Annotated in this window: 24 protein-coding genes; 6 read left to right on the top strand and 18 right to left on the bottom strand. The window is 62.3% G+C overall.

Features of this window, described 5'->3' with window-relative positions:
- Positions 1-27 precede the first annotated feature (27 nt).
- The gene (locus AC0WRY_RS09935; RefSeq protein WP_211417926.1) at positions 28-570 is read right to left on the bottom strand and encodes a VOC family protein; all 543 of its coding nucleotides are present in this window, start codon (positions 568-570) and stop codon (positions 28-30) included.
- Positions 571-693: 123 nt separating this feature from the next.
- Between AC0WRY_RS09935 and AC0WRY_RS09930 the strand changes: the two genes are divergently transcribed.
- A complete protein-coding gene (locus tag AC0WRY_RS09930; protein WP_491123024.1) occupies positions 694-1,188 on the top strand; it encodes a MarR family winged helix-turn-helix transcriptional regulator in 495 nt (164 codons plus the stop codon).
- On the opposite strand, the gene AC0WRY_RS09925 is transcribed toward AC0WRY_RS09930, so the two are convergent.
- Positions 1,185-1,724 (bottom strand): Lrp/AsnC family transcriptional regulator, encoded by a 540-nt coding sequence (locus tag AC0WRY_RS09925; protein WP_491123023.1) that lies wholly within the window; start codon positions 1,722-1,724, stop codon positions 1,185-1,187. The genes AC0WRY_RS09930 and AC0WRY_RS09925 overlap by 4 nt on opposite strands.
- A 139-nt stretch (positions 1,725-1,863) precedes the next feature.
- Between AC0WRY_RS09925 and hppD the strand changes: the two genes are divergently transcribed.
- Complete coding sequence (gene hppD, locus AC0WRY_RS09920) at positions 1,864-2,967, top strand: 4-hydroxyphenylpyruvate dioxygenase (RefSeq protein WP_491123022.1); 1,104 nt, start codon at positions 1,864-1,866, stop codon at positions 2,965-2,967.
- Positions 2,964-3,359 (top strand): Rieske (2Fe-2S) protein, encoded by a 396-nt coding sequence (locus AC0WRY_RS09915; RefSeq protein WP_491123454.1) that lies wholly within the window; start codon positions 2,964-2,966, stop codon positions 3,357-3,359. The genes hppD and AC0WRY_RS09915 overlap by 4 nt, the downstream gene beginning before the upstream one ends.
- A 7-nt stretch (positions 3,360-3,366) precedes the next feature.
- On the opposite strand, the gene AC0WRY_RS09910 is transcribed toward AC0WRY_RS09915, so the two are convergent.
- The 4 genes from AC0WRY_RS09910 to AC0WRY_RS09895 form a co-directional block, all read right to left on the bottom strand.
- A complete protein-coding gene (locus tag AC0WRY_RS09910) occupies positions 3,367-4,236 on the bottom strand; it encodes a fumarylacetoacetate hydrolase family protein (protein WP_491123453.1) in 870 nt (289 codons plus the stop codon).
- 34 nt (positions 4,237-4,270) lie between these two features.
- Complete coding sequence (hpaD, locus tag AC0WRY_RS09905; protein WP_491123021.1) at positions 4,271-5,251, bottom strand: 3,4-dihydroxyphenylacetate 2,3-dioxygenase; 981 nt, start codon at positions 5,249-5,251, stop codon at positions 4,271-4,273.
- 29 nt (positions 5,252-5,280) lie between these two features.
- Positions 5,281-6,798: a 5-carboxymethyl-2-hydroxymuconate semialdehyde dehydrogenase gene (gene hpaE / locus AC0WRY_RS09900; RefSeq protein ID WP_491123020.1), complete on the bottom strand. Its 1,518-nt coding sequence runs from the start codon at positions 6,796-6,798 to the stop codon at positions 5,281-5,283.
- Positions 6,799-7,289: 491 nt separating this feature from the next.
- Positions 7,290-7,964, bottom strand: a complete 675-nt coding sequence (locus AC0WRY_RS09895) for a hypothetical protein (RefSeq protein ID WP_491123019.1) — start codon at positions 7,962-7,964, stop codon at positions 7,290-7,292.
- 334 nt (positions 7,965-8,298) lie between these two features.
- On the opposite strand from AC0WRY_RS09895, the gene AC0WRY_RS09890 reads away from it, so the two are divergent.
- The gene (locus AC0WRY_RS09890) at positions 8,299-8,640 is read left to right on the top strand and encodes a hypothetical protein (RefSeq protein ID WP_211417934.1); all 342 of its coding nucleotides are present in this window, start codon (positions 8,299-8,301) and stop codon (positions 8,638-8,640) included.
- A gap of 538 nt (positions 8,641-9,178) precedes the next feature.
- Positions 9,179-10,414, top strand: a complete 1,236-nt coding sequence (locus AC0WRY_RS09885) for an RNA polymerase sigma factor (RefSeq protein ID WP_491123018.1) — start codon at positions 9,179-9,181, stop codon at positions 10,412-10,414.
- Between the two features lie 126 nt (positions 10,415-10,540).
- On the opposite strand, the gene AC0WRY_RS09880 is transcribed toward AC0WRY_RS09885, so the two are convergent.
- The 8 genes from AC0WRY_RS09880 to AC0WRY_RS09845 form a co-directional block, all read right to left on the bottom strand.
- Entirely contained in the window at positions 10,541-10,933 is a 393-nt protein-coding gene (locus AC0WRY_RS09880) for a YciI family protein (RefSeq protein ID WP_491123017.1), read from the bottom strand.
- 53 nt (positions 10,934-10,986) lie between these two features.
- A complete protein-coding gene (locus AC0WRY_RS09875; RefSeq protein WP_491123016.1) occupies positions 10,987-12,402 on the bottom strand; it encodes an MATE family efflux transporter in 1,416 nt (471 codons plus the stop codon).
- A gap of 611 nt (positions 12,403-13,013) precedes the next feature.
- Entirely contained in the window at positions 13,014-14,114 is a 1,101-nt protein-coding gene (locus AC0WRY_RS09870; RefSeq protein ID WP_491123015.1) for an NADH:flavin oxidoreductase, read from the bottom strand.
- A gap of 71 nt (positions 14,115-14,185) precedes the next feature.
- Positions 14,186-15,364, bottom strand: coding sequence for an ABC transporter substrate-binding protein (locus tag AC0WRY_RS09865; protein ID WP_211418316.1), 1,179 nt, complete (start codon positions 15,362-15,364; stop codon positions 14,186-14,188).
- 97 nt (positions 15,365-15,461) lie between these two features.
- On the bottom strand, positions 15,462-17,057 hold the full coding sequence (locus AC0WRY_RS09860) for a class I adenylate-forming enzyme family protein (protein WP_491123014.1): 1,596 nt from the start codon (positions 17,055-17,057) through the stop codon (positions 15,462-15,464).
- 233 nt (positions 17,058-17,290) lie between these two features.
- Positions 17,291-18,070 (bottom strand): SDR family oxidoreductase, encoded by a 780-nt coding sequence (locus AC0WRY_RS09855; RefSeq protein WP_491123013.1) that lies wholly within the window; start codon positions 18,068-18,070, stop codon positions 17,291-17,293.
- 162 nt (positions 18,071-18,232) lie between these two features.
- Entirely contained in the window at positions 18,233-19,237 is a 1,005-nt protein-coding gene (locus AC0WRY_RS09850; protein WP_491123012.1) for an NADP-dependent oxidoreductase, read from the bottom strand.
- A gap of 34 nt (positions 19,238-19,271) precedes the next feature.
- Entirely contained in the window at positions 19,272-20,135 is an 864-nt protein-coding gene (locus tag AC0WRY_RS09845) for an alpha/beta fold hydrolase (RefSeq protein ID WP_491123011.1), read from the bottom strand.
- Between the two features lie 158 nt (positions 20,136-20,293).
- Here AC0WRY_RS09845 and AC0WRY_RS09840 point away from each other — a divergent pair, with 158 nt between their 5' ends.
- A complete protein-coding gene (locus tag AC0WRY_RS09840; RefSeq protein WP_491123010.1) occupies positions 20,294-20,725 on the top strand; it encodes a winged helix-turn-helix transcriptional regulator in 432 nt (143 codons plus the stop codon).
- A gap of 79 nt (positions 20,726-20,804) precedes the next feature.
- Here the strand turns inward: AC0WRY_RS09840 and AC0WRY_RS09835 are convergent, their stop codons facing one another.
- From AC0WRY_RS09835 to AC0WRY_RS09820, 4 genes are all read right to left on the bottom strand, one after another.
- Entirely contained in the window at positions 20,805-21,626 is an 822-nt protein-coding gene (locus tag AC0WRY_RS09835; RefSeq protein WP_491123009.1) for an enoyl-CoA hydratase-related protein, read from the bottom strand.
- A gap of 70 nt (positions 21,627-21,696) precedes the next feature.
- Positions 21,697-22,401, bottom strand: coding sequence for an SDR family NAD(P)-dependent oxidoreductase (locus tag AC0WRY_RS09830; RefSeq protein WP_491123008.1), 705 nt, complete (start codon positions 22,399-22,401; stop codon positions 21,697-21,699).
- A gap of 16 nt (positions 22,402-22,417) precedes the next feature.
- On the bottom strand, positions 22,418-24,739 hold the full coding sequence (locus AC0WRY_RS09825) for a molybdopterin-dependent oxidoreductase (RefSeq protein WP_491123007.1): 2,322 nt from the start codon (positions 24,737-24,739) through the stop codon (positions 22,418-22,420).
- A 14-nt stretch (positions 24,740-24,753) separates the two neighbouring features.
- On the bottom strand, positions 24,754-25,377 hold the full coding sequence (locus tag AC0WRY_RS09820; protein ID WP_491123006.1) for a TetR/AcrR family transcriptional regulator: 624 nt from the start codon (positions 25,375-25,377) through the stop codon (positions 24,754-24,756).
- Positions 25,378-25,429: the final 52 nt, after the last annotated feature.

Below are 25,429 nucleotides of genomic sequence, written 5' to 3'. Positions count from 1 at the left end.
GTTCGCTTCCTGATGCACGGCCGGAGATCAATGCGCGTCCGCGAATTCCTTCTCGTGCATCCAGGCGGTGTGGCGCGGCGGACGCTTGGTGCGCGACCATTCCTCGACCATCTCATGCGCGACCGACTTCATGCGGTCGATCTGATCGGGCGTGGCCGTCCAGGCCGCGATCTCCAGGCGATGGCCGCTGGGATCGCGGAAATAGATCGATTTGAAGATGGTGTGGTCGGTGACGCCGACGACGTCGAGGCCGGCGGCCTCCGCGCGCGCTTTGGCCTCTTCGAGCTCGGCGAGGTCCTTGACCTGGAAGGCGATGTGCTGGGTCCACTCCGGCGTGTTGGGATCGCGGCCCATCGGCGGCGAGTTCGGCAGCTCGAAGAAGGCGAGGATGTTGCCGTTCCCGGCATCGAGGAAGATGTGCATGTAGGGATCGGGCGCCTTGGTCGAAGGCACGCGGTCCTCGGCTATGGCGCCGAGCAGATCCATGTTCATGACCTTCTTGTAGAACGCGACGGTGGCCTTGGCGTCGACGCAGCGATAGGCGACGTGATGGATCTTCTCGATCTTCATGATTTCGCTCCCTGGATTTGCGGTTGCGAAATTCGTATCAGATGTTACTATTTCCTGGATTTGATCTAAATCAATCGGCCCGGAAGAATCTGGCTGTGGACCTAAAGGCGCGGAAACGGCGTGATGGGATGTTCGGGTGAAGCACGAGGCCGGGCCGCAGCCGCCGACCGTGTCACGGCGCCGGATGGCGGCGAGCTCGATCTGCAGCAATATTTTCCGTACCGGCTGGCGCGCCTCGCCGAGCAGGTGTCGCTCGCCGTTGCCGAGGTCTATTCCGAGCGTTTTGCGCTGACGCGGCAGGAATGGCGCGTGCTTGCGATCCTCGGCGGACGGGCGGAGATTGCGACCAAGGAGATCGGTCCGCTGACGACGCTCGACAAGATGCAGGTCAGCCGCGCCGTGCAGGCCCTGGAAGCGCGCGGCATCGCCAGCCGCAAGCATCATCCGGACGATCGGCGTGAGCTGATCGTCTCACTGACCTCGGCCGGCCGCACGCTCTATCGCAAGATCGTGCCCTTCGCGCTGGCGCGGGAGACGGAGCTGCTGAGCGTGCTCACCGCCGAAGAAGTGAAGGTGCTCGACCGGGTGATGCACAAGCTCTCGGCAGCGCTCAGCTAGCTGGACCGTCTAGATCGCTGTGATGAACCTTTCCTTCGCGACCTGGCGCCCTCCGCAGCACGCGTCTCGGCAGGGATGAGGTGCCCAAGCGGCAATTGCGAGGTCTGCTTCAAGCGGTCGAGAACGATGGACGAGCGCACATGCGCGACGCTGTCGTGCGGCAGAAACACCTCGTTGAGCAGCCGCGAGAGCGCCTTCAGATCGGTGATCGTCGCCTTGACGAGGTAGTCCGCTTCGCCCGTGAGCGCATAGGCTTCCTGCACCTCCTCCAGGCTCTCGATCAGCTTGAGGAAGCGCCGCGAATTGTCCGGCGAGTGGGTCGCAAGCGTCACCTGCACGAAGACGACGATGCCGAGTCCGAGCGCTTCTCGGTCGAGATGGGCGTGGTAGCTCGCAATCGCGCCGGCATCTTCGAGCGCGGCGCGGCGGCGTGAGCATTGCGATGCCGACAAACCCACGATGTCGGCCAGCTCGAAATTCGACAGACGTCCATCGGATTGAAGCGCCTGCAGCAATTTGACGTCGAACTGGTCCATGCGTAATCCTTGCGCGAAACTGCAGATATTCGCATGTTTCACGCATAGCTGGGCTTTGTCGAGCGGATTTTGCGGAGATCGTGCAGCCGGGCGGCAGTATATTTCGTGTCGGAGCAGATCCCATTCCAGGAGCGCGACATTGGGCCCCTTCCCTCACGATGCCCCACCCGCCACCATTTCGGCAATCAACCCGGCCGGCACCGATGGCTTCGAGTTCGTCGAGTTCGCCCATCCGGAGCCGCAGAAGCTCGCCAAGCTCTTCGAGCAGATGGGCTACACGGAGGTCGCCCGGCACAAGACCAAGGACATCTCCCTTTGGCGCCAGGGAAAGATCAATTACGTCCTGAACCGGGAGCCGAACTCCAATGCCGCGCGCTTCGTCGCCGAGCACGGGCCTTGCGCGCCGGCGATGGCCTGGCGCGTCGTCGACGCCAAACACGCGCTGAAGCGCGTCCTCGACCTCGGCGGCACCGAATATACCGGCAACGACAAGTCGCTCGACGTGCCGGCCGTCGTCGGCATCGGCGGATCCCTGCTGTATCTGGTCGAGACCCATGGCGCGAAGGGCTCGCCCTATTCCGCCGAGTATGACTGGATCGGTGAGGTCGATCCGGCTCCGAAGGGCGTGGGGTTCTACTATCTCGATCACCTCACGCACAACGTCATGCGCGGAAACATGGACACCTGGTACAAGTTCTACAGCCAGACGTTCAATTTCCGCGAGATCCGCTACTTCGACATTTCGGGCAAGCTGACCGGCCTGACCTCGCGCGCCCTGACGTCGCCCTGCGGCAAGATCCGAATCCCGATCAACGAAAGCGCCGACGACAAGAGCCAGATCGAAGAATATCTGCGCCAGTACAAGGGCGAAGGCATCCAGCACATCGCCGTCGGCACCGACGACATCTATGCGGCGACCGACGCCATCGCCGGCCGCGGGCTCGAATTCATGCCGGGCCCGCCCTCGATCTATTACGACAAATCGTTCGACCGCGTGAAGGGCCACACCGAGCCGCTCGATCGCATGCGCAAGCACGGAATCCTGATCGACGGTGAGGGTGTCGTCAATGGCGGGGCGACCCGCATCCTGCTCCAGATCTTCTCCAAGACCGTGATCGGCCCGATCTTCTTCGAGTTCATCCAGAGGAAGGGCGACGACGGTTTTGGCGAGGGCAATTTCAAGGCCCTGTTCGAGAGCATCGAGGCCGACCAGATTCAGCGCGGCGTGCTTAAGGCGTCCTGAGGGAGGCAGCCATATCTGACGCATGGAAGAGCTATCGCGGCGCTCCAGCCGAAGGCGCAATCCTGTGCGAGGCCGTTGACATCGGCGAAGGAAGCCTCAAATCCATCAAGTTCGGCCCGGCTGATTTTCCGGTCCTGATCGTGAGGTCGGCGGGCACTTTGGTGGCCTATGTCAACGCATGTCCCCACCAGTACCTGCCGCTCGATCATCGCGGCTCCAACGTGCTGAGCGCGGACGGTGCGGTGCTTCGGTGCACCAATCACAGCGCCGGATTCCGCGTTCGGGACGGCGTTGGCGTCGAAGGACTCGGCCAGGATTGCGTGCTCGATGCCATTCCGATCGTCGTGGACGACGAGGGCCGCATTCGCGTGCGTGCCGCCTCGCCGACGTGATCAGGGATCACGCCTCATCCGCGACCGTGTTGCGGAGCACGCCGATGCCCTCCGCCTCCACCTCGACGACGTCGCCGGGCTTGAGCCAGATCGGCGGATCGAAACGCGCGCCCGCACCCGTCGGCGTACCCGTCACGATGACATCGCCGGGAACCAAGGTCGTGAACGTCGAGATGTAGTTGATGATCTTGCGGAAGGAGAAGATCATCCGGCTGGTGCGGTCCTGCTGGCGGACTTCACCGTTGACCCGGGTTTCCAGCCTGATGTCGGCAAGCTGGCTCTCATCGGTATAGGGGACAAGCCAGGGTCCGATCGAACCGGTACCGTCAAAATTCTTGCCTTGCGTCACGTTGAACTTGGCGTGCCGGACCCAATCGCGGATCGTGCCTTCGTTGCATAGCGACAGCGCGGCGATATGGTCGAGCGCCGCGGCTTGCGCAATGCGGCGACCGCCCTTGCAGATCACGATGACGATCTCGCCTTCGTAATCGAGCTGCGGGCTCTCGGGGGGACGCAGCAGGGCTTGTTCATGGCCCGTGAACGAGCGCGGAAAGCGGATGAAGAGCGAGGGATTGGAGGGGGCCGCCTGCCCGTCTTTGTATTCCTCGTTGCGGTCGGGAAAGTTGACGCCGACGCAGATGATCTTTTCCGGTGCCGGCACCGGAATTTCATAGCGGATGTCCTCGACCGGAAAATCCGCCGACAGCGCGGCGCTCTCTTCGGCCAGGGACTGCAACGCGCCGTCTTCGATCACTTCACGCAAAGAGGACCAGCGCTTGCCGTGACGCCGGGACAGATCGATGACACCGCGATCCACCAGCAAGCCATAGCCGAGCGAGCCGTTGCGGGTGAAGCTGATGAACCTCGGACGAGACATGCGTGGCCTTTCTTCTACTGTGTTCTCGGCCCGATCAGGGAGCGATGATCGGCTGGGCCGCCAGCTCGGCGTCGCGCGGCGCAACTCCGGCGAAGAGGCTGCCGTGCTCGAACCAGGATTTCGGCGCGGGCGCTCCCCACAGCGTCTGACGCTGCGGATCCTTCAGGTCCCATTTGATCGGCTCGAGATCGGGATCGACCGTCTGGTAGTCCGAGCAGTAGATTTCGATGCGGTGGCCATCGGGATCGAGGATGTAGAGGAAGAAGGCATTCGAGATGCCGTGGCGACCTGGACCACGTTCGATGTTGGAGACCCACCCCGTCGTTGCCATGAGGTCGAGCAGATCGATGATGTTGAGCGGGGTCGGCACCCAGAAAGCCGTGTGGTGCAGGCGCGGGCCGCGGCCATTGGTGAAGGCGAGATCGTGAACGCCGCCTTTGCGGTGGGTCCAGGCGGCCCATAAGCGTCCGGTCTCCTCATCCGCCGTGTACTCCGTCACGCGGAAGCCGATCTCGTTGTAGAAGGCGACGGATTCATCGACGTTCGGCGAGAAGCAATTGAAGTGGTCGATGCGGAGCGGCTTCACGCCCTTGTAGAGGGCGTATTTCTGGTGGATGGGCGGCAGCCTGTCCATCCTGGAATAGAACTCGAGCGGAATGCCGTGGGGATCGCGGGTGCGGAACGTGCGCGATTGATAGGGACGCTCCACCCATTCGACCGGCAAATCCTTGCTCTTGAAGAAGTGGACGGCCTTGTCGAGGTCTTCCTCGCCGAACAATTTGAAGCCGAGATCGCGGGCCTCGATCTTGTCGGACTTCCTCAGCACGATGCAATGGTGCCCGCGCTCTTCCATCGCGCGAAGGTAGATCGCATCGGAGCCTTCGTCGGTCACCTGCAAGCCGAGCGTGTCGACATAGAACGCGCGGGACTTGGCAAGATCGCTCACGCCAAATTCGACATGACTGAGACGTACGATATTGAACGGCGGATAAAGGTTAGGCGTCGGCAATGCCATGATGTCCTCCTTGATCTGCTGCGGACCGCTTAGCCGCCCAACTTTTGGATGTTATGCGCCTTGGTCGCAAACGCCACGTTCTTCGTCTCCATATAGAAATCGAACGACCAATCTCCACCGTCGCGTCCGATACCGGAACTCTTCACGCCGCCGAACGGCGTCGGCAGATGGCGCACGTTCTCCGAATTGACCCAGATCATGCCGGCCTGCAGCCGGTCGGTGAAACGGAAGGCGCGCGTGACGTCCGATGTCCAGAGATAGCCGGTGAGGCCGTACTGGACATCGTTGGCGAGCGCGAGCGCCTCGGCTTCGTCCTTGAACGGAATCGCCGTCAGGACGGGGCCGAAGATCTCCTCCTGCGCGATGCGCATCTGGTTGTTGGCGCCGGTAAAGAGCGTCGGGGCGACGTAGCAGCCGCCGCCGGGACCATCGACCTTGCGGCCGCCGGTAGCAATCGTCGCGCCCTCCGACCTGCCGATCTCGAAATAGCCGAGCACCTTCTTCTCGTGGACGGGATGGATCAACGGACCGATGACGGTCTCGGGATCGAGCGGATGCCCGACCTTGATCCGGCCGGCCTTCTCCGCAACCATCGCCGTGAACTTGTCATGGATGCTCGCCTCGACGAGCAGGCGCGAGGACGAGGTGCAGCGCTCGCCATTGAGCGAGTAGATCATGAACACCGCCGCGTCCGCGGCACGATCGAGATCGGCATCGGCGAACACGATCACCGGGTTCTTGCCGCCGAGCTCGAAGTGAACACGCTTCAAGGTATCGGCGCCCTGCTTCATGATCATGGAGCCGGTGCGGCCCTCCCCGACGAAGCCGATCGCCTTGACGAGCGGGTGCTCGGTCAGCGCCTTGCCGGCGTCCTCGCCAAGACCGTTGACGAGATTCCAGACGCCCTTGGGCAGGCCGGCCTCTTCCGCGATCTCGACCAGGAGACGCGCGGTCAGCGGCGAAAATTCGGCCGGCTTGTGAACGATGGTGCAGCCGGCCGCAAGCGCCGGCGCGATCTTCCACGTCGACAGCATGAAGGGCGTGTTCCAGGGCGTGATGATGCCCACCGGACCGATCGGCACGCGGGTGGTCATGTTGACCTGGCCGTCGGTGCGAAGCGTCTTGCCATCGCGCGCCTCGGGCGCGCGGTCGGCGTAGAAGCGGAAATTCTCGGCGCCCCGCAGCGCGGCCTTGGCCATGAATTTCAGGGACTGCCCGGTATCCATGCATTCGACGAAGGCAATTTCCTCGGCGCGGGCGACGATGGCGTCGGCAACTTTGTGCAAGAGCGCTTTCCGGGCTTCCCCAGATGTCTCGGCCCATTGCGGAAAGGCTGCGTGCGCGGCCTTCGCGGCCCGGTCGATATCCGCAGCCTTGCCATGCGCCACCTTGGCAAGCGGCTTCAGATCGACGGGAGAGATCGTTTCGAACGTCGCACTGTCGGCAGCCGGGACGTCATCGCCGCCGATCCGGTTCAGCACGCCCTTCTCCTTGAAGCGAGCAAGGTGGCGCTCCGCCTTGTCGATGTTTTCCTGAAGCTTGGACACGACGGTTCACTCCCTTTGTGCCGGACCGCATGTGGGCAGCGACCCGCTGTTTGTTTTCGCAAAGCCAGTGACGAACGGCATCGCCCCTGCCGACGGCATCAAGCCGGGGCGTCATTCGATATATTTAACATGTTAAGTATTACGACCCGTGTCAAGCGCTTTCGCGCCCCGAGCGCGAACCTGGCTCGAGAGGTTCCACGACCGAACGCCCGGATCTTCCCGATGTCGTCGGGAAATCCCAATCGGATCAATTCCGGATGGAGGGAATGTTGCGCTTGCATCGAGCGAAGCGACGGACGTCGACGCACTTGCAGGCGCGGTCCTGGCGCAGCCGCCTCAGATCCAGGCCAGCGCCGTCGGCAATTCGGGGGTCAGCAGCTTGCCGGCTGGGCCGGAACAGCGAACCTCCGAATGCCGGCATAAGAACAGTTTGATAGAAGCGGGGAGTTTCTCGAACTCCCCCTCAAACGCCGATCTGCCTGGTCCGCCGTTCAATGCGGGTGACCCGAACCCGTCTGCGCCGGGACGGGCACGATGATGAGAGCAAAGGGCGAACCTTCGCCGGCAACGAAGGCCGCTCCGCCCTCCGCTTCGCCGCCCGAGCCGAGATCGGCGTTGGTCAGGTAGGGGGCGTAGAACATCACATGAGGCGGGAAGCTTTCGGTGCCTCCCTTTGAGTCAGGCACGATATTCTCCTTCGACAGCATGTAGATGATGCCCGGGCGGGTCGGCGGCCGGAACAAGCCCTTGATGAGCCCATCGGCCATGAAACGCCTGATCTCTTCGGGGCTCTTTCCCTGGCCGCGCAGGTCGGCGGCCTTCAGCATGCGCGGCAGATGCGAGCGCGCTCCTTCTGCATCCAAGCATTCGGGCTCCTGGCTGGTGGTCATCGAATGCTGGACCAGGGCCGTGAAACCATTCTCGCTATCTCGTATTTTGACGTAGCCAGACTTCTCGAGAACATAGACTGCCGCCTTGCTCGCCACCGCCGGCGGGCAGGCGCTGAGCGCCATGGCAACCTCTGTTTCCCGATCCATCAGCCGCGGCATCCCGCTCGGAGCAGACGCTGACTGAGCCATCGCCGTACTGGCCACCATCGGCGCGAGCAGCCCCAACAAGCAGATGGCGTCCAACGACGGGATGATCCCGTGATGTCGGCTTGTCATGAGATGTTCTCCTGGTTTTGGCTTGATGCCGGACGAGAACCGCCGAGGGCCCGGCGGGCCGAGCCAGCTCGGGCGCGAGATCGACGTCGTGCCCTCTAGACGTTCGAGCCGGTGCGGAATCGACAGAAGGCCAACATTTTTTCGGCGGGCATTGGCGTGCCGGCCGTCCGGCGCCCTCGCGCGTCGTCAGTGACCGGACCAATCGGCGCTGTCGCGCCGCGAAGACCGCCGCCTGTTCGATTGGCCAGCCGGCTGTGCCAATGGCCATAGGACATCCCGGCCCGGCGGATTTAACCTCGGGGCGCGGGACCGACACTTCGCCGGGAGAATAGCGATGATCGCCACCGCGAACCCACAGCCGTCCGACGAGCACGCGCCCTTCAGGCTCAATGCCTACCAGCAGGCGGCCGCTCGAGACTACAATCACGGCGACTTCGCCCGCCTCGCGAGTATGGAGTTCAAGGACTTCAATGAATTCCAGGATCACCTGCGCGCGACGGTGAGCGACGAACTCTTTACCTCCATCCTGATCGAGCTCAACGACGTCGACTGTGAATCGATCGGGCAGGCGCGCGATCGTATCGCGCGCGCGCTGATGAACAACCTGTTCGGGACCCCCTATGAGCTCGATCTCGAATCGAGGGCTGCGCGGCGCATTCCTGTCACGCGCCTCTGACGAGACGAGCCTGATCGCCGTAGCGCTGTTCAGTGCGGCGGCGAGATCGTCCCGGCAGGCGCGGGCCTGCGATCGACGGGCAATAGCGCAGGTCCACCAGGCTCGCTGCGACGGCGCCGATTATTGCGAAAGCCAGTTGACCCGCTCCGCTCCACCGCGGCGGCACGGAGGACAACGACAGTGCCAAGGCAGGCAGACAGACGATCGGCCACAGCGCCGCCTTGACGAGCCGTATCGGTCTCGGCTCCCACCGCTTGACGTGTCCGCCATGGAGAAGCCAGTCGAGCATCAGGCTCACGACTGAAAGCGCCATAAGAACGCCATGCCGGAGCATTCCCGATAAAGAGCCAGGAGCAGCGGGCTGCCTTGCCTAGAACTCGCTCTACATGCTAAGGTAGAGCGCTGGGAATTTCGCCCGGAAAATTCCAGCAGATGGTGCCCGTCTCGATCGAGAATGTCGCGCCTGATCGGGCCGCTATGCGATGCGAGCTTGGAATTCGAGCGCCAGGGTCGTAGCCGAGAGTTGGTCGCCATTCGTATGCCGGTGAATGCATCGCCCTTCGATCAGGTTTTCCGGGAATCGGGTGCGCGGATTGTCGCCGCTCTGACCGCACGCTACCGCGATCTCGATCTTGCAGAGGAGGCCTTTTCGGAGGCCTGCACGCGCGCGGTCGAGGCGTGGCCCAGTCCCAGCGCACCAAGCGATCCGGCGGCTTGGCTCTATCGCGTGGCCGATCGCCACGCACTCGACCTGCTACGCCAACGGCGTGTCCGCGCGCAACTGGCCCCCGAGCCGCCACCGCCAACGCCGACGATCGAAGATGCGCTTGCGGACGACGCCAATCTCATTCCCGATGAAAGGCTGAGGCTCATTTTCATCTGCTGCCACCCTGCGGTGACGCCCGACGCCCGCGCGGCGCTGACCTTGCGGCTTGTCTGTGGTCTTTCCGTCCCCGAGATTGCGCGTGCGTTCCTGGTCGCCGAGACGACGATGGCGCAGCGGCTGGTGCGCGCCAAGCGCAAGATCGCCGAAGCCGGCGTGCCGTTCCAGGTGCCGGGACCCGAGGCGTGGCCGGAGCGACTGAACTCGGTGTTGTCGACCCTCGAGGTCGCCTATGCCAAGGCGCATGAGGATGCGGCCGGCGCAGGACCTCATGCCGGCTATGCGGCCGAGATGCTGGGCCTGACGCGGATATTGGCGGAGCTTCTGCCGCACGAGCCGGACGTGATCGCCTTGGCCGCTCTGGTCAACTTTGCCGAAGCGCGCCGTCCCGCACGCCTCGATGCGCATGGCGCCATGGTGCCGCTGTCCGAGCAGGACCCCATGTTATGGCAACGGCTGCTGATCGAGGATGGCGAGCGCTATCTTGCCCGCGCCACGAGCCTCGGGTCGCAACGCCCGCGCGTGCTGCAGGCGGCCATTCACGGGGCCTGGTGTGCCCGCCGCAGCCTCGCCGAACCTCCACCATGGCCGGAGGTGCTGCAGCTCTATGACGCCCTGCTCTCCGTTCGAGACGATCCGATCGTGCGATTGAATCGGGCGGTCGTCCTCGCCGAAGTTGCCGGCGTCGCCACAGCCCTGGCGGAGGTGGAGACGCTCGACGGCGCGGCCTTCGCGAAATTCCCACCCTATCACGCGGTTCGCGCCGATCTGCTGGGACGGAATGGGCAGAAGGAAGCGGCATGCGAGGCCTACGCAGCCGCGCTCGCGCTGGGCTTGCCGTCGGCGGAGCAGCTCTGGATGGAGCAGCGCCTCGCAAGCCTCGGCGAATAGCGCGATTGGCCCCCGCGAGGAATTCCAACCAATCGATCCGGCGCAAGACCCGCTTACGTCACGGACGCCCCGTCGGCGGGCCGACCATCGGGAAGCGACGGTTGGCGCGCCCCGCCATACCCATCACTAGCCCAATACGGGCCGGATCTCGACGGCGCCGTCTTTCAGAAACGGAATCTTCTTGGCGATCATGATGGCGGCGTCGAGGTCAGGCGCATCGATGACGTAGAATCCGCCAAGCTGTTCCTTGGCGTCGGCAAACGGGCCATCGTGAACGACCTGAACGCCGTCGGCGGCCGTGCGAACGGTTGTTGCAAGAGCGACGCTCTTGAGGCCTGCGCCGGCGATCCTCGCGTTACCGACCTCCTGACTGAATGCAATGTGCCTGGCGCCGAGGTGCTGCATCGCGGCGGCATTGCCGCGCTCGGCGTCAAAAGCGGCTTCGTCTCGATAGATCAAGAAAGCGTATTGCATGGTTTTCTCCTCTTTCCTTAGCGAAGCGACGGCGTGCTCCTTCACACGACAGTCGATTCAACCTCTCCGAGTCGGATATTTCGCGATGTCCTCGTTCGTCATGCCGTTCGACGGCGCCAAGAGCCAAGCCCGAAGGCCAGCGCAGTGCCGCCACCATAGATGATCAAGCCGACATTGATAGCGGCATAAACCGCCTCGAGGCCACCGCCGAGCACGATGCCGGCCAACGCACCGCCCCCGACGGCGACGACGAGCCGCGTGCTCGCAAAGAAGAGCGCCCAGAACGGGCGGCCAGCGCCGAGCGACGCGAAGAAGAGCGTGCCGGCAATGCCGACGAATGGGAAGGCCGGCGCAACCGTACGCAGATAGCCGATGCCGGCATCCAGCACGGCTGGATCGCTGCTGAACAAGCCGATCCAGACCGCCGGCAACGAGAATCCGAACACCCCGATTGCACCGGATACGCCGGCGGCGAGACCGGCGCCGATCCAGGCGATGCGCTCGGCCCTTGCCACCTGGCCAGCACCCATGTTCGCGCCGACCATGGCGATGACCGCAGTGCCGATGCCGGCAAAGACCGGGATCTGCGCCCCCTCGAGGCGCGAGCCGATTCCGTAGCCGGCAAGAGCCTCGGTGCCGAAATGCGCGACCAGCCATGCGATCAGCAGCAGCGTGCCGCTCGTCACGAGGTTGTTCGCCGCTGCCGGCAGACCGATGCGCAGGACCTGCCAGAACACGCGGAGCTCGATCCGTCGGCAGCGAAGCGGATTGATCTGCGTGCGGCCCGACAGGATATAGACGGCCAGGAAAGTGGTCGCGCCGACGTAGAAGATCACCGTGGCCAGCCCGGCGCCGACAATCCCGAGCTGCGGCAGCGGCCCCCAGCCCATGATGAGTGCCGGCGAAAGGATCAGGGTCACCGCGGCCCCGACAAGCGTCACGAGGGACGGCAGGCGCAATATGGCCGCCCCCCGCAGGATCGAGGTCAGGATATTGTAGAGCCAAAGCGCAGTCATGCCGGCGAAGAACACCCCGCCATAGGTGACGGCGGCTTCGAGCGCGCCGCCCGTGGCCCCCATGGCACGAAACAGGGCTGGCCCGCCGAGCAGCTCGGCGGCGGTGAATCCAAGACCGAACAGGATACCGAGGATGATCGCGTGCAGCGCAGCGGCGTCGGCCAACTCCAAGCGCCGCGCGCCCAGAGCCTGAGCAACGACTGCCGACACGCCACCACCGATCCCCGCCGTCGACATCGTCAGCATGAGCGTCACCAGGGGGACCACCAGCGTAATGCCCGCTACCGCGTCATATCCGAGCCAGCTGATGTAGTAGGCTTCCATCAGGACAAGCGCCGCCTGTACGACGATGACGGCGAGATTGCCGACGATGAGCCGCAGCATCGTGGGAAGGATCGCGCCCTCCAGCATGGCACGCGTGCGCGGTGACACCGCCGGAAGGGCGACCTTGGGCGGCTCGGCGGCGGTCTGCGCTGAAATGGTATAGGTCGGCGCCATGGTCAGCTTCCCCTGGGAGGAACTCTGCCTCGTAGACGGCCGACTTCGCTCGGAATCGACACTGCGCAGGATTTTTTTTGCGATTGCGCGTCGCGAAGCAATCGGACGGCGATGGGCGGACACACCCCACCGTCACCTTTCCTGCAACGAGCCCCGTTGGCGCGCGCCTCGCGTCGATCCGAATGTTCTTTCGGCCATGGCCGATCGTCTTCCTGATGATGCAGCCGCGAAGCTGCTAGCGTTGATGCGACAGGAGCCGCACCGGAGACGTCCCATGACCAGCACGCTTGAGTTGGTAAGGGCGGCAATCTCCTGATCGGAGTAGCCGTGAGTTCTTCTTCGCCACGTTATCGATGATGATCTTGAACACATGCCCATGTACTTCGGTGCGGATTCGGCCGGCCCGGGTCTTGGTGTCGCTCGTTGCATGTCTCCGAATTGCTTCCAGGAGATTGCACAATGACGCGCACGCCTCTGCCATCGACCGGCGCGCGCCGATCTTCTTTGGCAACCAGCTTGGACAGATCGCCGGAATGCCGGCCACCGAATATTTGGATAACCTATATTCAGCGGCGACGCAGCCGGGCTTCGCAACCCGTCATCGCTGAGCCTTAGTTCAGCGCAGCGAACGCAGTCCGTTCGAAGGCCATCAATTCTCCCGTCCTGCCGTCGCGTATCTTCAGGAGCCATTGGGGATCCTGAAGCAGCGCCCGCCCCACCGCAACAAGATCGAACTCCTCTCGATCGAGGCGGCGGATCAGTTCGTCGAGGGACGCCGGACGGGAGCTCTCCCCGCCATATGCGGCGATGAATTCGCCGGTCAGGCCGACCGACCCGACCGAGATCGTCGGCACCCCCGTCACCTTTTTGGCCCATCCGGCGAAGTTCAAATCGGAACCATCGAACTCCGGCTCCCAGAAGCGCCGTTGCGAGCAATGCAGGATATCGACCCCCGCGTCGACCAGCGGTTTGAGCCAGGCTTCCAACGCGCGAGGCGTATCGGCCAGTTTCACTTCGTAGTCCTGCTGTTTCCACTGGCTGATCCGCAGCAATATCGGAAAGTCGGGTCCGACCGAGTTGCGCACGGCGTGAACGATATCAGCGGCAAACCGCGCCCGGCCCGGCAGGTCCTTGCCTCCATAGGCATCCTCGCGGCGATTGGTGCCTTCCCAGAAGAATTGATCGATCAGATAGCCGTGCGCGCCGTGCAATTCGACGGCGTCGAACCCCAGGCGCTTCGCGGCAAGCGCCGCATCGGCGAAAGCGCGGATGGCGTCTGCGATGTCCTCTTCGCTCATCGGCTCGCCGAATTTCTTCTCCGGTCGCGACAGGCCGGACGGACTGTCGTAGGGGCCCGGAGGAGACCAATCCTTGGCGCGGGTGCGAACGGCTCCGACGTGCCATAGCTGCGGTGCCATCAGGCTACCGGACGCATGCACCTCGTCGACCACACGCCGCCATCCTGCCAACTCCTTCTCCCCGTGAAAACGGGGAACATTCGGATCGTTCAAGGATGCCGGACGATCCACACCCGTGCCCTCCGAGATAATGAGGCCGACCGCTCCTTCGGCACGCCGGCGGTAATATTGCGCGACGTCCTCGGTCGGGATTCCGCCCGGAGAGAATGAGCGCGTCATCGGCGCCATCACGACCCGGTTCGGCAAGTTCAGCCCTTTCAGCTTGAAAGGCCGGAAAAGAACGCCGCTGGACATCCGTGCTCCATGATTCAGTTGATCGCGTTACGGGCTCAAAACACCTGCGCAGCAGGTTCAGCAGGTGCAATTCACTTCCCGTCGGCGCTGAGCACACTGCCAAATTGCTCCCACGTGGTCCCGTTCCAGCGTTGCAGCTGCAGCTGCGTATACGCCATACTGCTTTCGGGGCCCGTGTTGATGATGACACCTGGTATGACAGTGGGAAGCGACAGCCCGCGGATGCTGCGCGATTGCCTGACGATATTCTCCCGCGAGAGATCGTTGCCACATTGCTTGAGCACCTGCTCCAGGAGCTGTCCCTGCTGGGTCCCGAACAGGTAATTGTTGTCTCCGATATCTGCGCCCGGCAGGTATTTGGCGAAGAATTCGCGATACCATTTGATGCCGGGATCGTCGGCCCACTTCTTGTCATTCGGGTCCTTCGTGATCGTCGCGGCGACTATGCCGACGGCCTTTTCCGGTCCTGCGGGGACGATGGTCGAAGACACCGAGCTCGAAACGAAGTTGATCAGGAACAGCGGCTTCCAGGCTATCTCATCGGCCTTCTTGATGGCCTGCGCTGCAAATTTTGGTGTGCCGGCCACCAAGAACGCCGATGCGCCAGACGATTTCAGCGAAACGACGTGGGAATCAATGGTCGGCTCCGTCACTTCGTAGGACGACGCGACGACTTTCTTGTCGAAATCGTCCTTCAAATAGCCCTTGAATGCATTGACGAAGTCCTTACCCAGATCGTCGTTCTGATACAGGATGGCAATCTTCGCGTCCGGCCGGGTCTGGGTGATGTATTTCGCGTAGATTCGTCCTTCGGTGTCGTAGCTTGGCAATCCCGTCGTGGTCATGGGGAATTCAGCGAAGTTCGTGAATTTCGTGACTCCGCTCACGACAAACAGATGCGGGACTTTCTTCGCGTTGACGTACTTGATAGTAGCGCTGATGCCGGGCGTACCCAGCGGGCCGAACAGGAACGCCACCTCGTCACTTTCCACAAGTTTCCTGGTCTGCTCCACCGTCTTGGGGGGACTGTAGGCATCGTCGTAGGTGACGAGGTTTATCTTCCGCCCGTTGATGCCGCCACGCTCGTTGATCGAATTGACGTAGGCGATCATGCCCTTTCCGGTATTGCTGAGCGGCGAAGCGGGGCCGCTGAAAGGGAACGTCGCTCCTATCTTTATCTCGGATTCAGTGACGCCCGGCGTCTGCGCATGCGCGCCGGCTATGGATGCCGCGAGCGCGGCTACAATCATGGCGCCTCTCAACATTGTCATCTCCCTTCGGCGACAGGTCCGTCGCTCACCGTTTTTTCCTGTGGGCATATTCCGTTCAGAGCACTCCCGACATCCGTCAGCCAGCAGCTGCAGCGCGGGACGTCTTCGGGGCGGCCTGTTCGTTCGCCATCTCCCGTAGCTTGTGCTTCAGTATCTTGCCGGTGGAGGCCGAGGGCAGAGCGTCAAGCACGATCAGTTCGCTCGGACGCTTGTAGGACGTGAGCAACTGGGCCGTGTACGCCTTGAGGTCTTCCGCGCCGATGCTCGCGCCGGGGAGAAGCTGAACGAATGCGACGACCTCCTCGTTGCCCTCGACCTTTCGTCCGACGACGGCCGACTGAACGACCTGGTCGTGAGCGTTCAGGACCGCCTCCACCTCGGCGGGATAAACGTTGAAGCCGGAGCGGATGATAAGCTCCTTGGTGCGACCAGCGATGTAGAGATTCCCCTTGCCGTTCACCCGCGCGAGATCCCCCGTGTTGAACCATCCCTGCTCATCGATCGCCGCCGCTGTCAGGTCGGGCGCACGATAGTAGCCGAGCATGATGTTCGGACCTCGAACGTGCAGTTCGCCCACCTCTCCGGTCGCCACCTCTTTTCCTCGCCCGTCCACGATCCGGTGCTCAATGCCAGGAAGAAACGGGCCGACCGACTCGTCCGGGACAGGCTGCTCCGAACGGACCCCCGTGAGTCCCGGTGAGCATTCCGTGATGCCGTAATTGTTCAGCAGCGGAATTCCGAACTCGTCCTCGATCCGCTTCTTGAGATCGAGGTCGAGCGGAGCGCCGGCGACGGCCATGATCCGCAGGCTGCCCCGTTCGAGCTGTTGGATGCCCTTGACCGCCTTGTGTTCGAGCAGACGCTGATATGTGGCAGGTACGCCAAACAGGCTCGTAATCCCTTCCTCGGCGATGGCGTGAGCCAGCGCAGCGGGATCGGCCTTGGCCACGACATGCAACGTGCCGCCGTGCATCAGCGTCGAGATCAGCAAGATCGAATACCCGACGATGTGCGACATCGGCAGCACGCCGTAAATGCGGTCGCCTGGACCGCTCCGGCGAAGGATCCCCGACGTCCTTGCGGTGAAGAGGAGGTTGCGGTGACTCAGCATGACGCCCTTCGGTGCACCGGTCGTGCCCGAGGTGTATAAAAGGCCCGCGACCTGGCGAGCGCCATCCTCCTCGACGGGCTCCGTTTCGGCATCCGCATTGAGAGGACCGATGCCGATTCCGCCGAACGGCCCGACGGCGCCGATTATCGCACCGGCGCGAATGGCATGATCGGCCGCTTCCTTCGACAGCGCCGAGTTGAACAGAACGCGTCTGGCGCCGCTGTGCGTCGCGATCAGGTCGATCTCTCGTGGCGAAAGGCGGGGATTGACCGGAATACCCCAGGCATCGAGCTTGCTCGCTGCGAAGAGCATCACGCCGAGGGCCACGCTGTTCTCGCTGGCAATGATCACGCGATCGCCGGGCCTGATGCCCGATCCGGCGAGATTCTTTGCCGCAGCGTCGACCGCATCCGAGAACTGCCGGTAGCTCCAGGCACGCCCGCCTTCCATGAAGGCCGGATGATCCGGAATATCCCGCACGAACGGTGCGTAGACCTCGTGCACCCTGGACGGCAGGCCGTCCAGCAGTTCGGCTGCTGTGAGCTCGTCCACGCTCCTCATGACATCCTCCCTCGCGCCTTGTTTTCGGTAACGTGCGCGGCCCCCTTCAGCCGGGAGGTCCGCACCCATCCTTCTTATCGGCTGGCGGAGTAAACCGTTCTAAAATAGAACTGTCAAGACGCGCGATCGTCAATAGGTCGAGCACGAAATGGGCATTTCTGGCGCGGATGAAGAATTCCAATTTAGAATTGGCTACATCCACGCAATTGTTTGGAGGGATCAGCTGAGCGCGATTACCATTTCTCGACCCACGGCCGCAGCACGACTTCAAAAGCCCAGGTCGACCGGTGCTGGCGGTGCAGCTGCAGATAGGTTTCCGCGATATGGACAGGGTCGGCCATGTTGTCGTCCACGGTCGTTCCCGCCAGCCGGTGCGCGCGGGTCCCGTCCTCCTGAGCCCAACCGATCGCGGCATCGATCGGCACATTCGCCACATGGATTCCCTGCGGCATCAATTCTCTCGCCATGCTTTGCGCGAGTCCGGACTTGGCATGGCACGCCATCGCAAATGCACCACTTGATGGAAAGCCCTTGAGCGCCGCGCTGGCGTTCGTAAAGATGATCGTTCCTCTCGCACCATTGACGTCGGGTTCGTTTCCGAGCATGAGCCGAGCTGCCTGTTGACCTACCAGAAACGCGCTGAATGCCGAGTTTCGAATTGTTTCGAGCGCCATCATCGGGTCGGCTTCGAGAATGCCCTTGCGGAAAATGCCGGGAACGCGGCCATCGATGTTATGCACGACGAGCCTCGGCGCTCCGATCTCTCGAGCGACGTTCGCGAACAGTTGAGCCACGGCCGCCGGTTCGCTTGCATCGCAGGCGTACCGACGCACGCCGTGCATCTTTCCGAGAGTCTCAAGGACGGCTTTTCCCGGATTCCTGGCCGCGACGGCGACACGCATCCCGTTTTCGGCGAACAGCCTGGCGCAACTCGAACTGATGCCCGGGCCACCACCCACTATGAGCGCAACCTCCTCTGTAGAAGTCCGAGTGCCGGGGCTGGACTGGGTCATGTTGCTTCCTCCGATGCGTTTGATGGCTTCAGGATCTGCTTTCCGATCGTACACGCGAGAAATGGGGCCGCGCCTGCGACAGGATTCTTGGCCATGATCCTGTTCTTTCTCGAGGTGCTCTATGAGGCAGGATCGTAATTTCCGGTTGGTCCGCCGTGGATGCTAGTCTGCCACCTTGATCACGACCTTGCCCTTTGCGCGCCCGGTCTCGACATAGGCGAGCGCATCGCCGGTTTTTTCGAACGCGAAAACCTTGTCCACGAGCGGACGGATCACGCCGGATTCGATCAAGGACGTGATTTCGCGTAGCTGCTGTCCCTGCGCGCGCATGAACAGGAACGAGAAGCGCACACCAAGTTTTCCGGCTTTCTTCCGCACACCATGGCTCAGCAAGCGCATCACCAATTTCAGGAAAAGGTTCATGCCCTGCTCCCTGGCGAATTCGGGGTCGGGCGGCCCGGAGATCGAAATGAGCAGGCCGCCCGGCTTGAGCACCCGCAGAGATTTATCAAGCGTCTTGGCGTCCTGGCTGTGCAGGACCAGATCATAGCCTGACAAGATCTTCTCGAAATCCTGCGTCTTGTAGTCGATGACCAGGTCGGCGCCGAGGCTCTTGACCATTTCGACATTCTTCGCGCTCGTCGTCGTCGCCACGACCGCGCCGAGATGCTTGGCGAGCTGGATCGCGAAAGTCCCCACCCCGCCGGAACCGGCCTGGATGAAAACCTTTTGGCCAGGCTTCAGCTTGCCCACCTCGACGAGCGCCTGCCAGGCCGTCAGCCCCACCAGCGGGATCGACGCTGCCTCTTCCATGCTGATGTTCGCAGGCTTCGGCGCGACGTCGGCTTCATTCATGGCAATGAATTCGGCGAATGTTCCGATCCGATGATCGCGCGGCCGTGCATAGACCTCGTCGCCTGCCTTGAACCGCCTGACATTGCGGCCAACCCGGACGACCGTCCCGGCAACATCGTGGCCCAGAATGAAGGGCGGACGATACGGCAGGATGAGTTTGAATTCTCCATCCCTGAGCTTGGAGTCCAGCACGTTTACGGCAGTTGCGTGAACCCGGACCAGGACATCATCGTCCCGCAACTCCGGTTCTGGCATGGTTACCGGGCGCAGAGCGCCTTTCGTCTGGTATTTGTCGACGACGAATGCCTTCATGATGTCATCTCCAATTCGAAATTTGGTCGCAGCGTCAAGCGTCGAGGAAGGACAGCGCCTTCAGCACGAAATCGGCGTGGTACTGGAAAATCCCGCCATGCCCGGCATCTTCGTAGATGACCAATTGTGCGCCAGGGATACGCCGTGCCATGTCGGCGCTGTTTGCGGTCGGCACCATGATATCGTTATCGCCATTCGCGATCAGGACCGGGATGCGGATGCTGCCGAGATCCTGAGGCGCCTGCTGGCCCCAGCTCTTGATCGCCTCGAGTTGCCGCAACAAGGCCGCTGGTGTGGCTGCTTTGTCCCGATCTGCCTTGCGCTCCTTCAGCCTTGCGAGAAAAGCCTTTGCGGCTCGGCGGCCATTGGCCGTCGAGGTGAAGAACAGGTAGAATTTCGGGTCTCGCAAAGTCAGCAAGCCTTTGATCATCAGCGGCCACGACACCGGCCCAACTTTCTCGATACCTTCGCCGCCTGCCGGGCCCGTGCCGGTCAGAATCAGCTTTCGCACGAGACCAGGGGCCTTCAGCGCGATCTCCTGCGCCACGAAGCCGCCGAGGGAAAAGCCGAGCAGATCGATCTTTTCAAAACCCAGCGCGGCGACCAGAGCAATTGTATCTCGCGCCATTTCGCCAACGGTAACAGGCGCTTTCCCGCTTGAAGCGCCGATACCCTGGTAGTCGATCGCGATCACACGATGCCTAGTGGCGAGGCCATCGACGATCCGCGGATCGAAATTGTCGAGAACGGCGGCCCAATGGTTGAGAAGGATCAGCGGCACGCCGGTGCGCGGACCGATATCGCGATAGGCGAAGGTTATTCCTGCGGCACTGATCGAGAGATTCGGCGCATCGACATAGCGCACGACCGATCCCGGGTGGCTGACATAGTTTGACATCACTGCTCCACCGCTCGGCTGGCACCGGAAGCACCCGGAATCAGCGCACTTCCCTGTTCTGTCTTGCTCATTCCGGCCTTCTCAATTTGCTCTGGAACATCGACGAACGATACGTTACTATCAATTTAGTACGAAGTCACTACTAAAACGAGACTTACATGAAAAAACTTTCGACCCAACCCTGTATGATCGCCCGGTGCCTGGCGATTGTCGGGGACGCGTGGAGCATGTTGATCATGCGCGACGCCCATGGAGGCCTGACCCGCTTCGATGACTTTCGAAAGAGTCTCGGTATCGCGCCAACGATGCTGACAGGGCGGCTTTCAGCCCTCGTCGAGGAAGGGCTGCTGGAGAAACGTCGTTATTCGGACCGTCCGCCACGGGACGAATATGTGCTGACGGAAGCCGGGCGCGACTTTTTGCCGGTGCTCTTCGCGATCGGCGCGTGGGGACGCAAGCATCGCGGCGGAGGCAAGATGATCCGGTTCTACGACGCCGAGGGCGGAACGGAGATCGATCCCCTTACGATCGACCGTGCGACCGGGGCTCCGATCGGAACGCGTTCCATTCGCATCGCGCCAGTCGAATGAGCAATTCGCTTGAAATCTCCGGCTTGTGCGGTCGCGAGCGCGGCAGCCTAGAACTTCGGAGCAATAAATTGAGAGAGTCTCACCTGTAAGTCGGCGGACGTTTCTCGATAAATGCCCGGACGGCTTCGGTGTGCTGCGCAGTGCCCGCCGCGAGGACCATCCTCTCGGCCTCCTGATCCAGTGACGTCAGGAAGTCGGCCGACAGCGCAAGGTCGAGATTGTCCTTCATGGAGGCATAGGCGCTCGCCGGGCCATTCGCCAATGCTCTCGCCATTTCGAATGCTTCGCTTTGCAGTTCGGAATCGGGCACCACGCGATTGATAAGGCCCAATTCTTCGCAGCGCCGTGCAGTGATCCGTTCAGACAAGAACATCAGTTCGCGGGCACGCGCCGTCCCCGCCAGCCGGGTCAGCAGCCACGAAATGCCGTAATCGCCGGTGAGCGCAATCCTGGCGTAGCCAGTCGTCATGATCGCGGATTCGGCTGCAATACGAAGGTCGCAAGCGAGTGCGATCGCAAGCCCGGCGCCAGCCGCCGGTCCCGGCAAAGCCGCGATGGTGGGCTTGCGCACCGAAACAAGTACGCCGGTCAGGGTTCGCTGACGTTCCCGCAACCGCGCAACCTTGTCGCTGACTGACATGGCCGGCGGGGCAGAGTTGCCGCCCATCCCCTTGACGTCGCCGCCCGAACAGAACGCAGTGCCTGCACCGGTAATCAGGAGGGCTCCGACCTGAGGATCATCTCCATTCCGTTTGATCATCCGGCGCAACGCTGGCGTAAGATGATCGGATAACGAATTTCGGGCTTCGGGTCGGTTCAAGGTAATCACCGCGACGCGATCCCTGATCGCGCACAGCAGTTCGTCCGTCCCCGTGTCAACCAAGATGGATCCATCAGTCATGCTTCTGACCTTTCAAGTCCCGCGGAGAGCTATCCAAAGTGACCCAGCGCGCCGTGTCCGTGTTCGAGCATCACCAATTTTCGTTGAATGGCCGCAGTTCCGTGAGAAACGACCAGGCCGAGCGGTCCTGACCGTAGAGATGCAACAATTCGTCGGCGATCGCCGCCGGCTTGATGAAGAATTCATCCGGTTTGTCGCTCATCCGCGCACGCATCCGGGGCGTATCGATAACGGCGTCGATGAGAACATAGGAGACGTGCACACCGAGAGGTCCCAGGTCACGTGCGATCGACTCGGCCAAAATGCGCTGTGCCGCCTTGGTCGGCGCGAAGCCGGCGAAATTGGCTTTGCCTCGGATCGAAGACGTGTTTCCGGTCACAAGGATTGCACCTCTGCCGCGATCGATCATGTGAGGCGCCACTTCCCGGGCCAAGTACAATAGGCCCATCACATTGACTTCGAAGTTGCCCCTCAGCATCTTCGGATCGATCTCGCGAAAATTCCCCCAGCCCCCGCCGACCGCGTTGTGGATGAGAACGTCAGCCGGGCCAAAACGCCGCTTTACGTCTGTGACTACAGTCCGCACCTGGCTTTCGTCCGATACGTCGCAGGTCATCGCGTGCACGTCGGGAAGCTCTTGCGCAAGCCGATCGATGAGCCCTGCAGAGCGGGCAAGCGCGATGATACGGAAACCACCGGCAGAGAAGCGCTTGACGATGGCAGCTCCCGTGCCCGGGCCCACCCCGGTCACGATCGCGATTGGCTTCTCGGTCATTTGACGCTCCCTTCGACTATTGTCCGGCCGATCTCTTGTGAATTCGCTCGGATTGCGACTGATGGGCGGCAGCTTCGTGCCCGGACACCAGGGACAAGCGCACCGGGACGTTCTTGTGGTAGGGCGTGCCCGCGATGGGATCGCGGTTGCCGCTCTCGGTGAGCAGATTGATGCGCGGTCCGTTGATCAGGCGCTCTCCGTCCGGTGTCGGGTATGCCTGACCGTAGCCGTGCGGCAGCGCCAATTGGCCGTTCCGCATGGCGTCATCGACCTTGCAGCGGACGACGAGCCGCCCGACCGACGACTCGACGGCGATCCAGTCGCCATCCTTCGCACCCAGCTCGCTCAGATCGCTCGAATTGATCAACAGGGCGCCGTCCGGATCGTCGCGACGCCACGCCGGATCGCGAAATATCTGGTTGGCATTGAACATGCGACGGCCACCAGCCGCCAGCACGAACGGGAACTCCTTTGGCGCGCTAGCGGCTTGCGGATCGAGACGCGCCAGCCATTCCAGCATCTGCGGGACGACCAGCCGAACCTTGCGATCCGAATGGGCGATCAGTGACCAGACCTCGTCATACGCGTGCCGGGTAACCGCCGAGCCTTGCCGGGCGGCCACGATGGTGTCGAACAGGAGATCTCCGAGCTGATGGTCCGCCACCTCCTCGGATGCGCCGATCGCCCGCCGCACGGCTTGCGGCGATCGCTTCGCGCAAGCCAGTGCCGCGCTCCACAAGGGAGCCGCGGCCGCCGTGCCATCCGGAAGCATCTGTCCCAGCGTATGGTAGAGCACCAGGGCAGGCACCGCCGCAGGGTTTTCCGCGATGAAAGCACGAAAGGCAGCGGCGAATTCAGGTCGCGAGCGCCTCGCTATTTCACGGAGCGGCGCGAGCACATTGTCACCCGGCAGAAGCCCCAGGGCGATCGCAAGCCGCGTATAGATCTCCGGCTCCGGCAAGGTGCCCGCGAGCGGCGGCAGAACACCGGCACGAACATGGAAATAGTTTGTCGGGAACTCGTAGTTGAAGAGAGTAAATTCGGTCTTCTCGTATTGTGTGGACGCCGGGAGAACGTAATGCGCGAGCTTGGCGGTTTCGGTCATCGCAACGTCGACCACAACGCATAGTTCGAGCGAGCGCAGTGCGCGTTCCACGGCCTCAGTGTTTGCGGCTGTGTTGGCGGGATTGGAGCTGTCGATCCAGGCGCAGCGCAACCGGTCCGGATGGTCCTTGAGAACGGCTTCGGGGAAAATGTTGGGCGGCAACAAGCCGCCAATGATGGCGTCGCCGGTCGGCGCGAATGTCTGGTTCGGAGAATTTCCCCATAGCGGCTGAAGCCAGCTATGCAATTGGTTGGTACCTTCACGGCCGAAATTGCCGGAAAGCATGATCAAGAGCTTCTCGAGATAGGAGTTGAGAGTCGAGTTGACGCCTTGCTGGATGCCGAGTTCAACGCGAACCACCATGGCCTTCGCGGCCGCGATCATCGCCGCGCAGCGCTCCAGCTCCGCGAGCGAGATATCGGCAGCGGCCGCCCATTCCTCAACGGGGATGTTCGATAGCGCTTGCCGCACTTCCGCGAAGCCGATCGTGTGCTCCTCAATGAACGCATGGTCGATCCGGTCGGACCGGACGAGCATGGCCAGCAGCGCGCCAAGGAGAAACGTATCCGCACCGGGACGAACCGCGAGATGCAGATCCGCCATCTCTGCGGTTTCGGTTCGCCGGGGATCGATGACGATCAGCTTGCGTGCGGGATCCTTGCGGATCTGATTGAGATGGTCGCGCGCATTGGGGAAGCCGTGCGCGATCCAGGGATTTGCCCCGATGACAAGCAAGAGATCGCAATGATGGACGTCCTCCGAAGTGTGGCAGGTTTGGCTGCCGAACATGTGCCCATTGACCCAGAAGTCTCCGGTTTTTTCCTGCGAAAGAGCGTTGAAGACGCTGCGCGAGCCCAGCGCGCGCAACAAGCCACTGGCGTAGGCGCCGCCAGCGTGGTTGCCCTGCCCGCCGCCGCCATAAAGGGCAATACTCTTGCCGCCAAAGCTGTCAACGATGTGCCGCAGCCGCTGTGCGATTTCTGCGATCGCGACGTCCCACTCGATTTCATCAAAGCCGCCATCGGCGCGACGACGTAACGGGGTCGTGAGCCGATCCTCGTGATGCGCATAGTAGGGAATGCGCGCCGCCTTGTTGCACAGATAGCCTTGCGACTTCGGGTTTGAACGGTCGCCTCGTACCTTCTCGAGGCGCCCCTCATTCACCCAGACCTCGATGCCGCAATTTACGTAACACAGGTTGCAGGCTGTCTTGAGCCATTGGCCGGCCGTCATGGGCACCTCCCAAATTATGGTTTGTCGCAGCTCATCGCCTTCGCCGTTCTGTGCTGCCGCTTGTGAGGCCGGCCGCAGACAGTCATCCGTCCGGCGTCGAGAATATCGTCGGAAAGCTTCCCGGCGCCGACAGCACGCGACAGCACGATCGATCCAACCATGGTCGCAATGGCGCTCGTCGCGATTTGGCGCACCTGTTGAGGACCCTCGGCGGGAAGCACGTCGATCAGGATGTCAATCATCTCCTCCAGCTTGGAAGCAAGCGCCCGTTGCTCACTCGGGCTCGATCGAGCAACATCAGCGGCCAGAGCTGGAAGCGCGCAACCTTGTCTGGGATTGTCGCGGTGACGGGAACTGAGATAATCGGCGATCAGCGTCTCGAAGCGATCCCCGCTGGCCTTTCGGTTCGCCAGCTTTTTCCACCGCTCGACCATTTGGTCCATTGCAAACGCGATTGCCTCGCCAACGAGTGCGGCACGTGACTCGAAATGGTTATAGAACCCGCCGTGCGTAAGACCCGCGAGCTTCATCAGCTCGACAACGCTAAGTCCTTGAGCACCGTTTTGACGCAGGCCGTAGGAGGCATTTTCGACGATCCGGCGATGGGTCTGGCGCCTATGGTCTCCTAGGTAACGCATCTCCCCTCCGTGCAGGCTGCTGGGTGACCGCTTGTTCGAACCCGTTCCCATC

The organism is Bradyrhizobium sp. T-12, assembly GCF_058314695.1.
This window is presented reverse-complemented; position numbering and strand designations above follow the sequence as displayed.

Excerpts from the sequence above, each read along its gene's own strand:
- AC0WRY_RS09870 (WP_491123015.1), bottom strand. The coding sequence starts at position 14,114 with ATGTCCAGCGGCGTTCTTTTCCGGCCTTTCAAGCTGAAAGGGCTGAAC.
- AC0WRY_RS09885 (WP_491123018.1), top strand. The coding sequence starts at position 9,179 with ATGCCGGTGAATGCATCGCCCTTCGATCAGGTTTTCCGGGAATCGGGT.
- AC0WRY_RS09825 (WP_491123007.1), bottom strand. The coding sequence starts at position 24,739 with ATGACGGCCGGCCAATGGCTCAAGACAGCCTGCAACCTGTGTTACGTA.
- AC0WRY_RS09895 (WP_491123019.1), bottom strand. The coding sequence starts at position 7,964 with ATGACAAGCCGACATCACGGGATCATCCCGTCGTTGGACGCCATCTGC.
- AC0WRY_RS09820 (WP_491123006.1), bottom strand. The coding sequence starts at position 25,377 with ATGCGTTACCTAGGAGACCATAGGCGCCAGACCCATCGCCGGATCGTC.
- AC0WRY_RS09850 (WP_491123012.1), bottom strand. The coding sequence starts at position 19,237 with ATGAAGGCATTCGTCGTCGACAAATACCAGACGAAAGGCGCTCTGCGC.
- AC0WRY_RS09830 (WP_491123008.1), bottom strand. The coding sequence starts at position 22,401 with ATGACCGAGAAGCCAATCGCGATCGTGACCGGGGTGGGCCCGGGCACG.
- AC0WRY_RS09890 (WP_211417934.1), top strand. The coding sequence starts at position 8,299 with ATGATCGCCACCGCGAACCCACAGCCGTCCGACGAGCACGCGCCCTTC.
- AC0WRY_RS09935 (WP_211417926.1), bottom strand. The coding sequence starts at position 570 with ATGAAGATCGAGAAGATCCATCACGTCGCCTATCGCTGCGTCGACGCC.
- AC0WRY_RS09845 (WP_491123011.1), bottom strand. The coding sequence starts at position 20,135 with ATGTCAAACTATGTCAGCCACCCGGGATCGGTCGTGCGCTATGTCGAT.
- AC0WRY_RS09860 (WP_491123014.1), bottom strand. The coding sequence starts at position 17,057 with ATGAGGAGCGTGGACGAGCTCACAGCAGCCGAACTGCTGGACGGCCTG.
- AC0WRY_RS09840 (WP_491123010.1), top strand. The coding sequence starts at position 20,294 with ATGAAAAAACTTTCGACCCAACCCTGTATGATCGCCCGGTGCCTGGCG.
- AC0WRY_RS09835 (WP_491123009.1), bottom strand. The coding sequence starts at position 21,626 with ATGACTGATGGATCCATCTTGGTTGACACGGGGACGGACGAACTGCTG.
- AC0WRY_RS09910 (WP_491123453.1), bottom strand. The coding sequence starts at position 4,236 with ATGTCTCGTCCGAGGTTCATCAGCTTCACCCGCAACGGCTCGCTCGGC.
- AC0WRY_RS09930 (WP_491123024.1), top strand. The coding sequence starts at position 694 with ATGGGATGTTCGGGTGAAGCACGAGGCCGGGCCGCAGCCGCCGACCGT.
- AC0WRY_RS09865 (WP_211418316.1), bottom strand. The coding sequence starts at position 15,364 with ATGATTGTAGCCGCGCTCGCGGCATCCATAGCCGGCGCGCATGCGCAG.
- AC0WRY_RS09855 (WP_491123013.1), bottom strand. The coding sequence starts at position 18,070 with ATGACCCAGTCCAGCCCCGGCACTCGGACTTCTACAGAGGAGGTTGCG.
- AC0WRY_RS09925 (WP_491123023.1), bottom strand. The coding sequence starts at position 1,724 with ATGGACCAGTTCGACGTCAAATTGCTGCAGGCGCTTCAATCCGATGGA.
- hpaD (WP_491123021.1), bottom strand. The coding sequence starts at position 5,251 with ATGGCATTGCCGACGCCTAACCTTTATCCGCCGTTCAATATCGTACGT.
- AC0WRY_RS09875 (WP_491123016.1), bottom strand. The coding sequence starts at position 12,402 with ATGGCGCCGACCTATACCATTTCAGCGCAGACCGCCGCCGAGCCGCCC.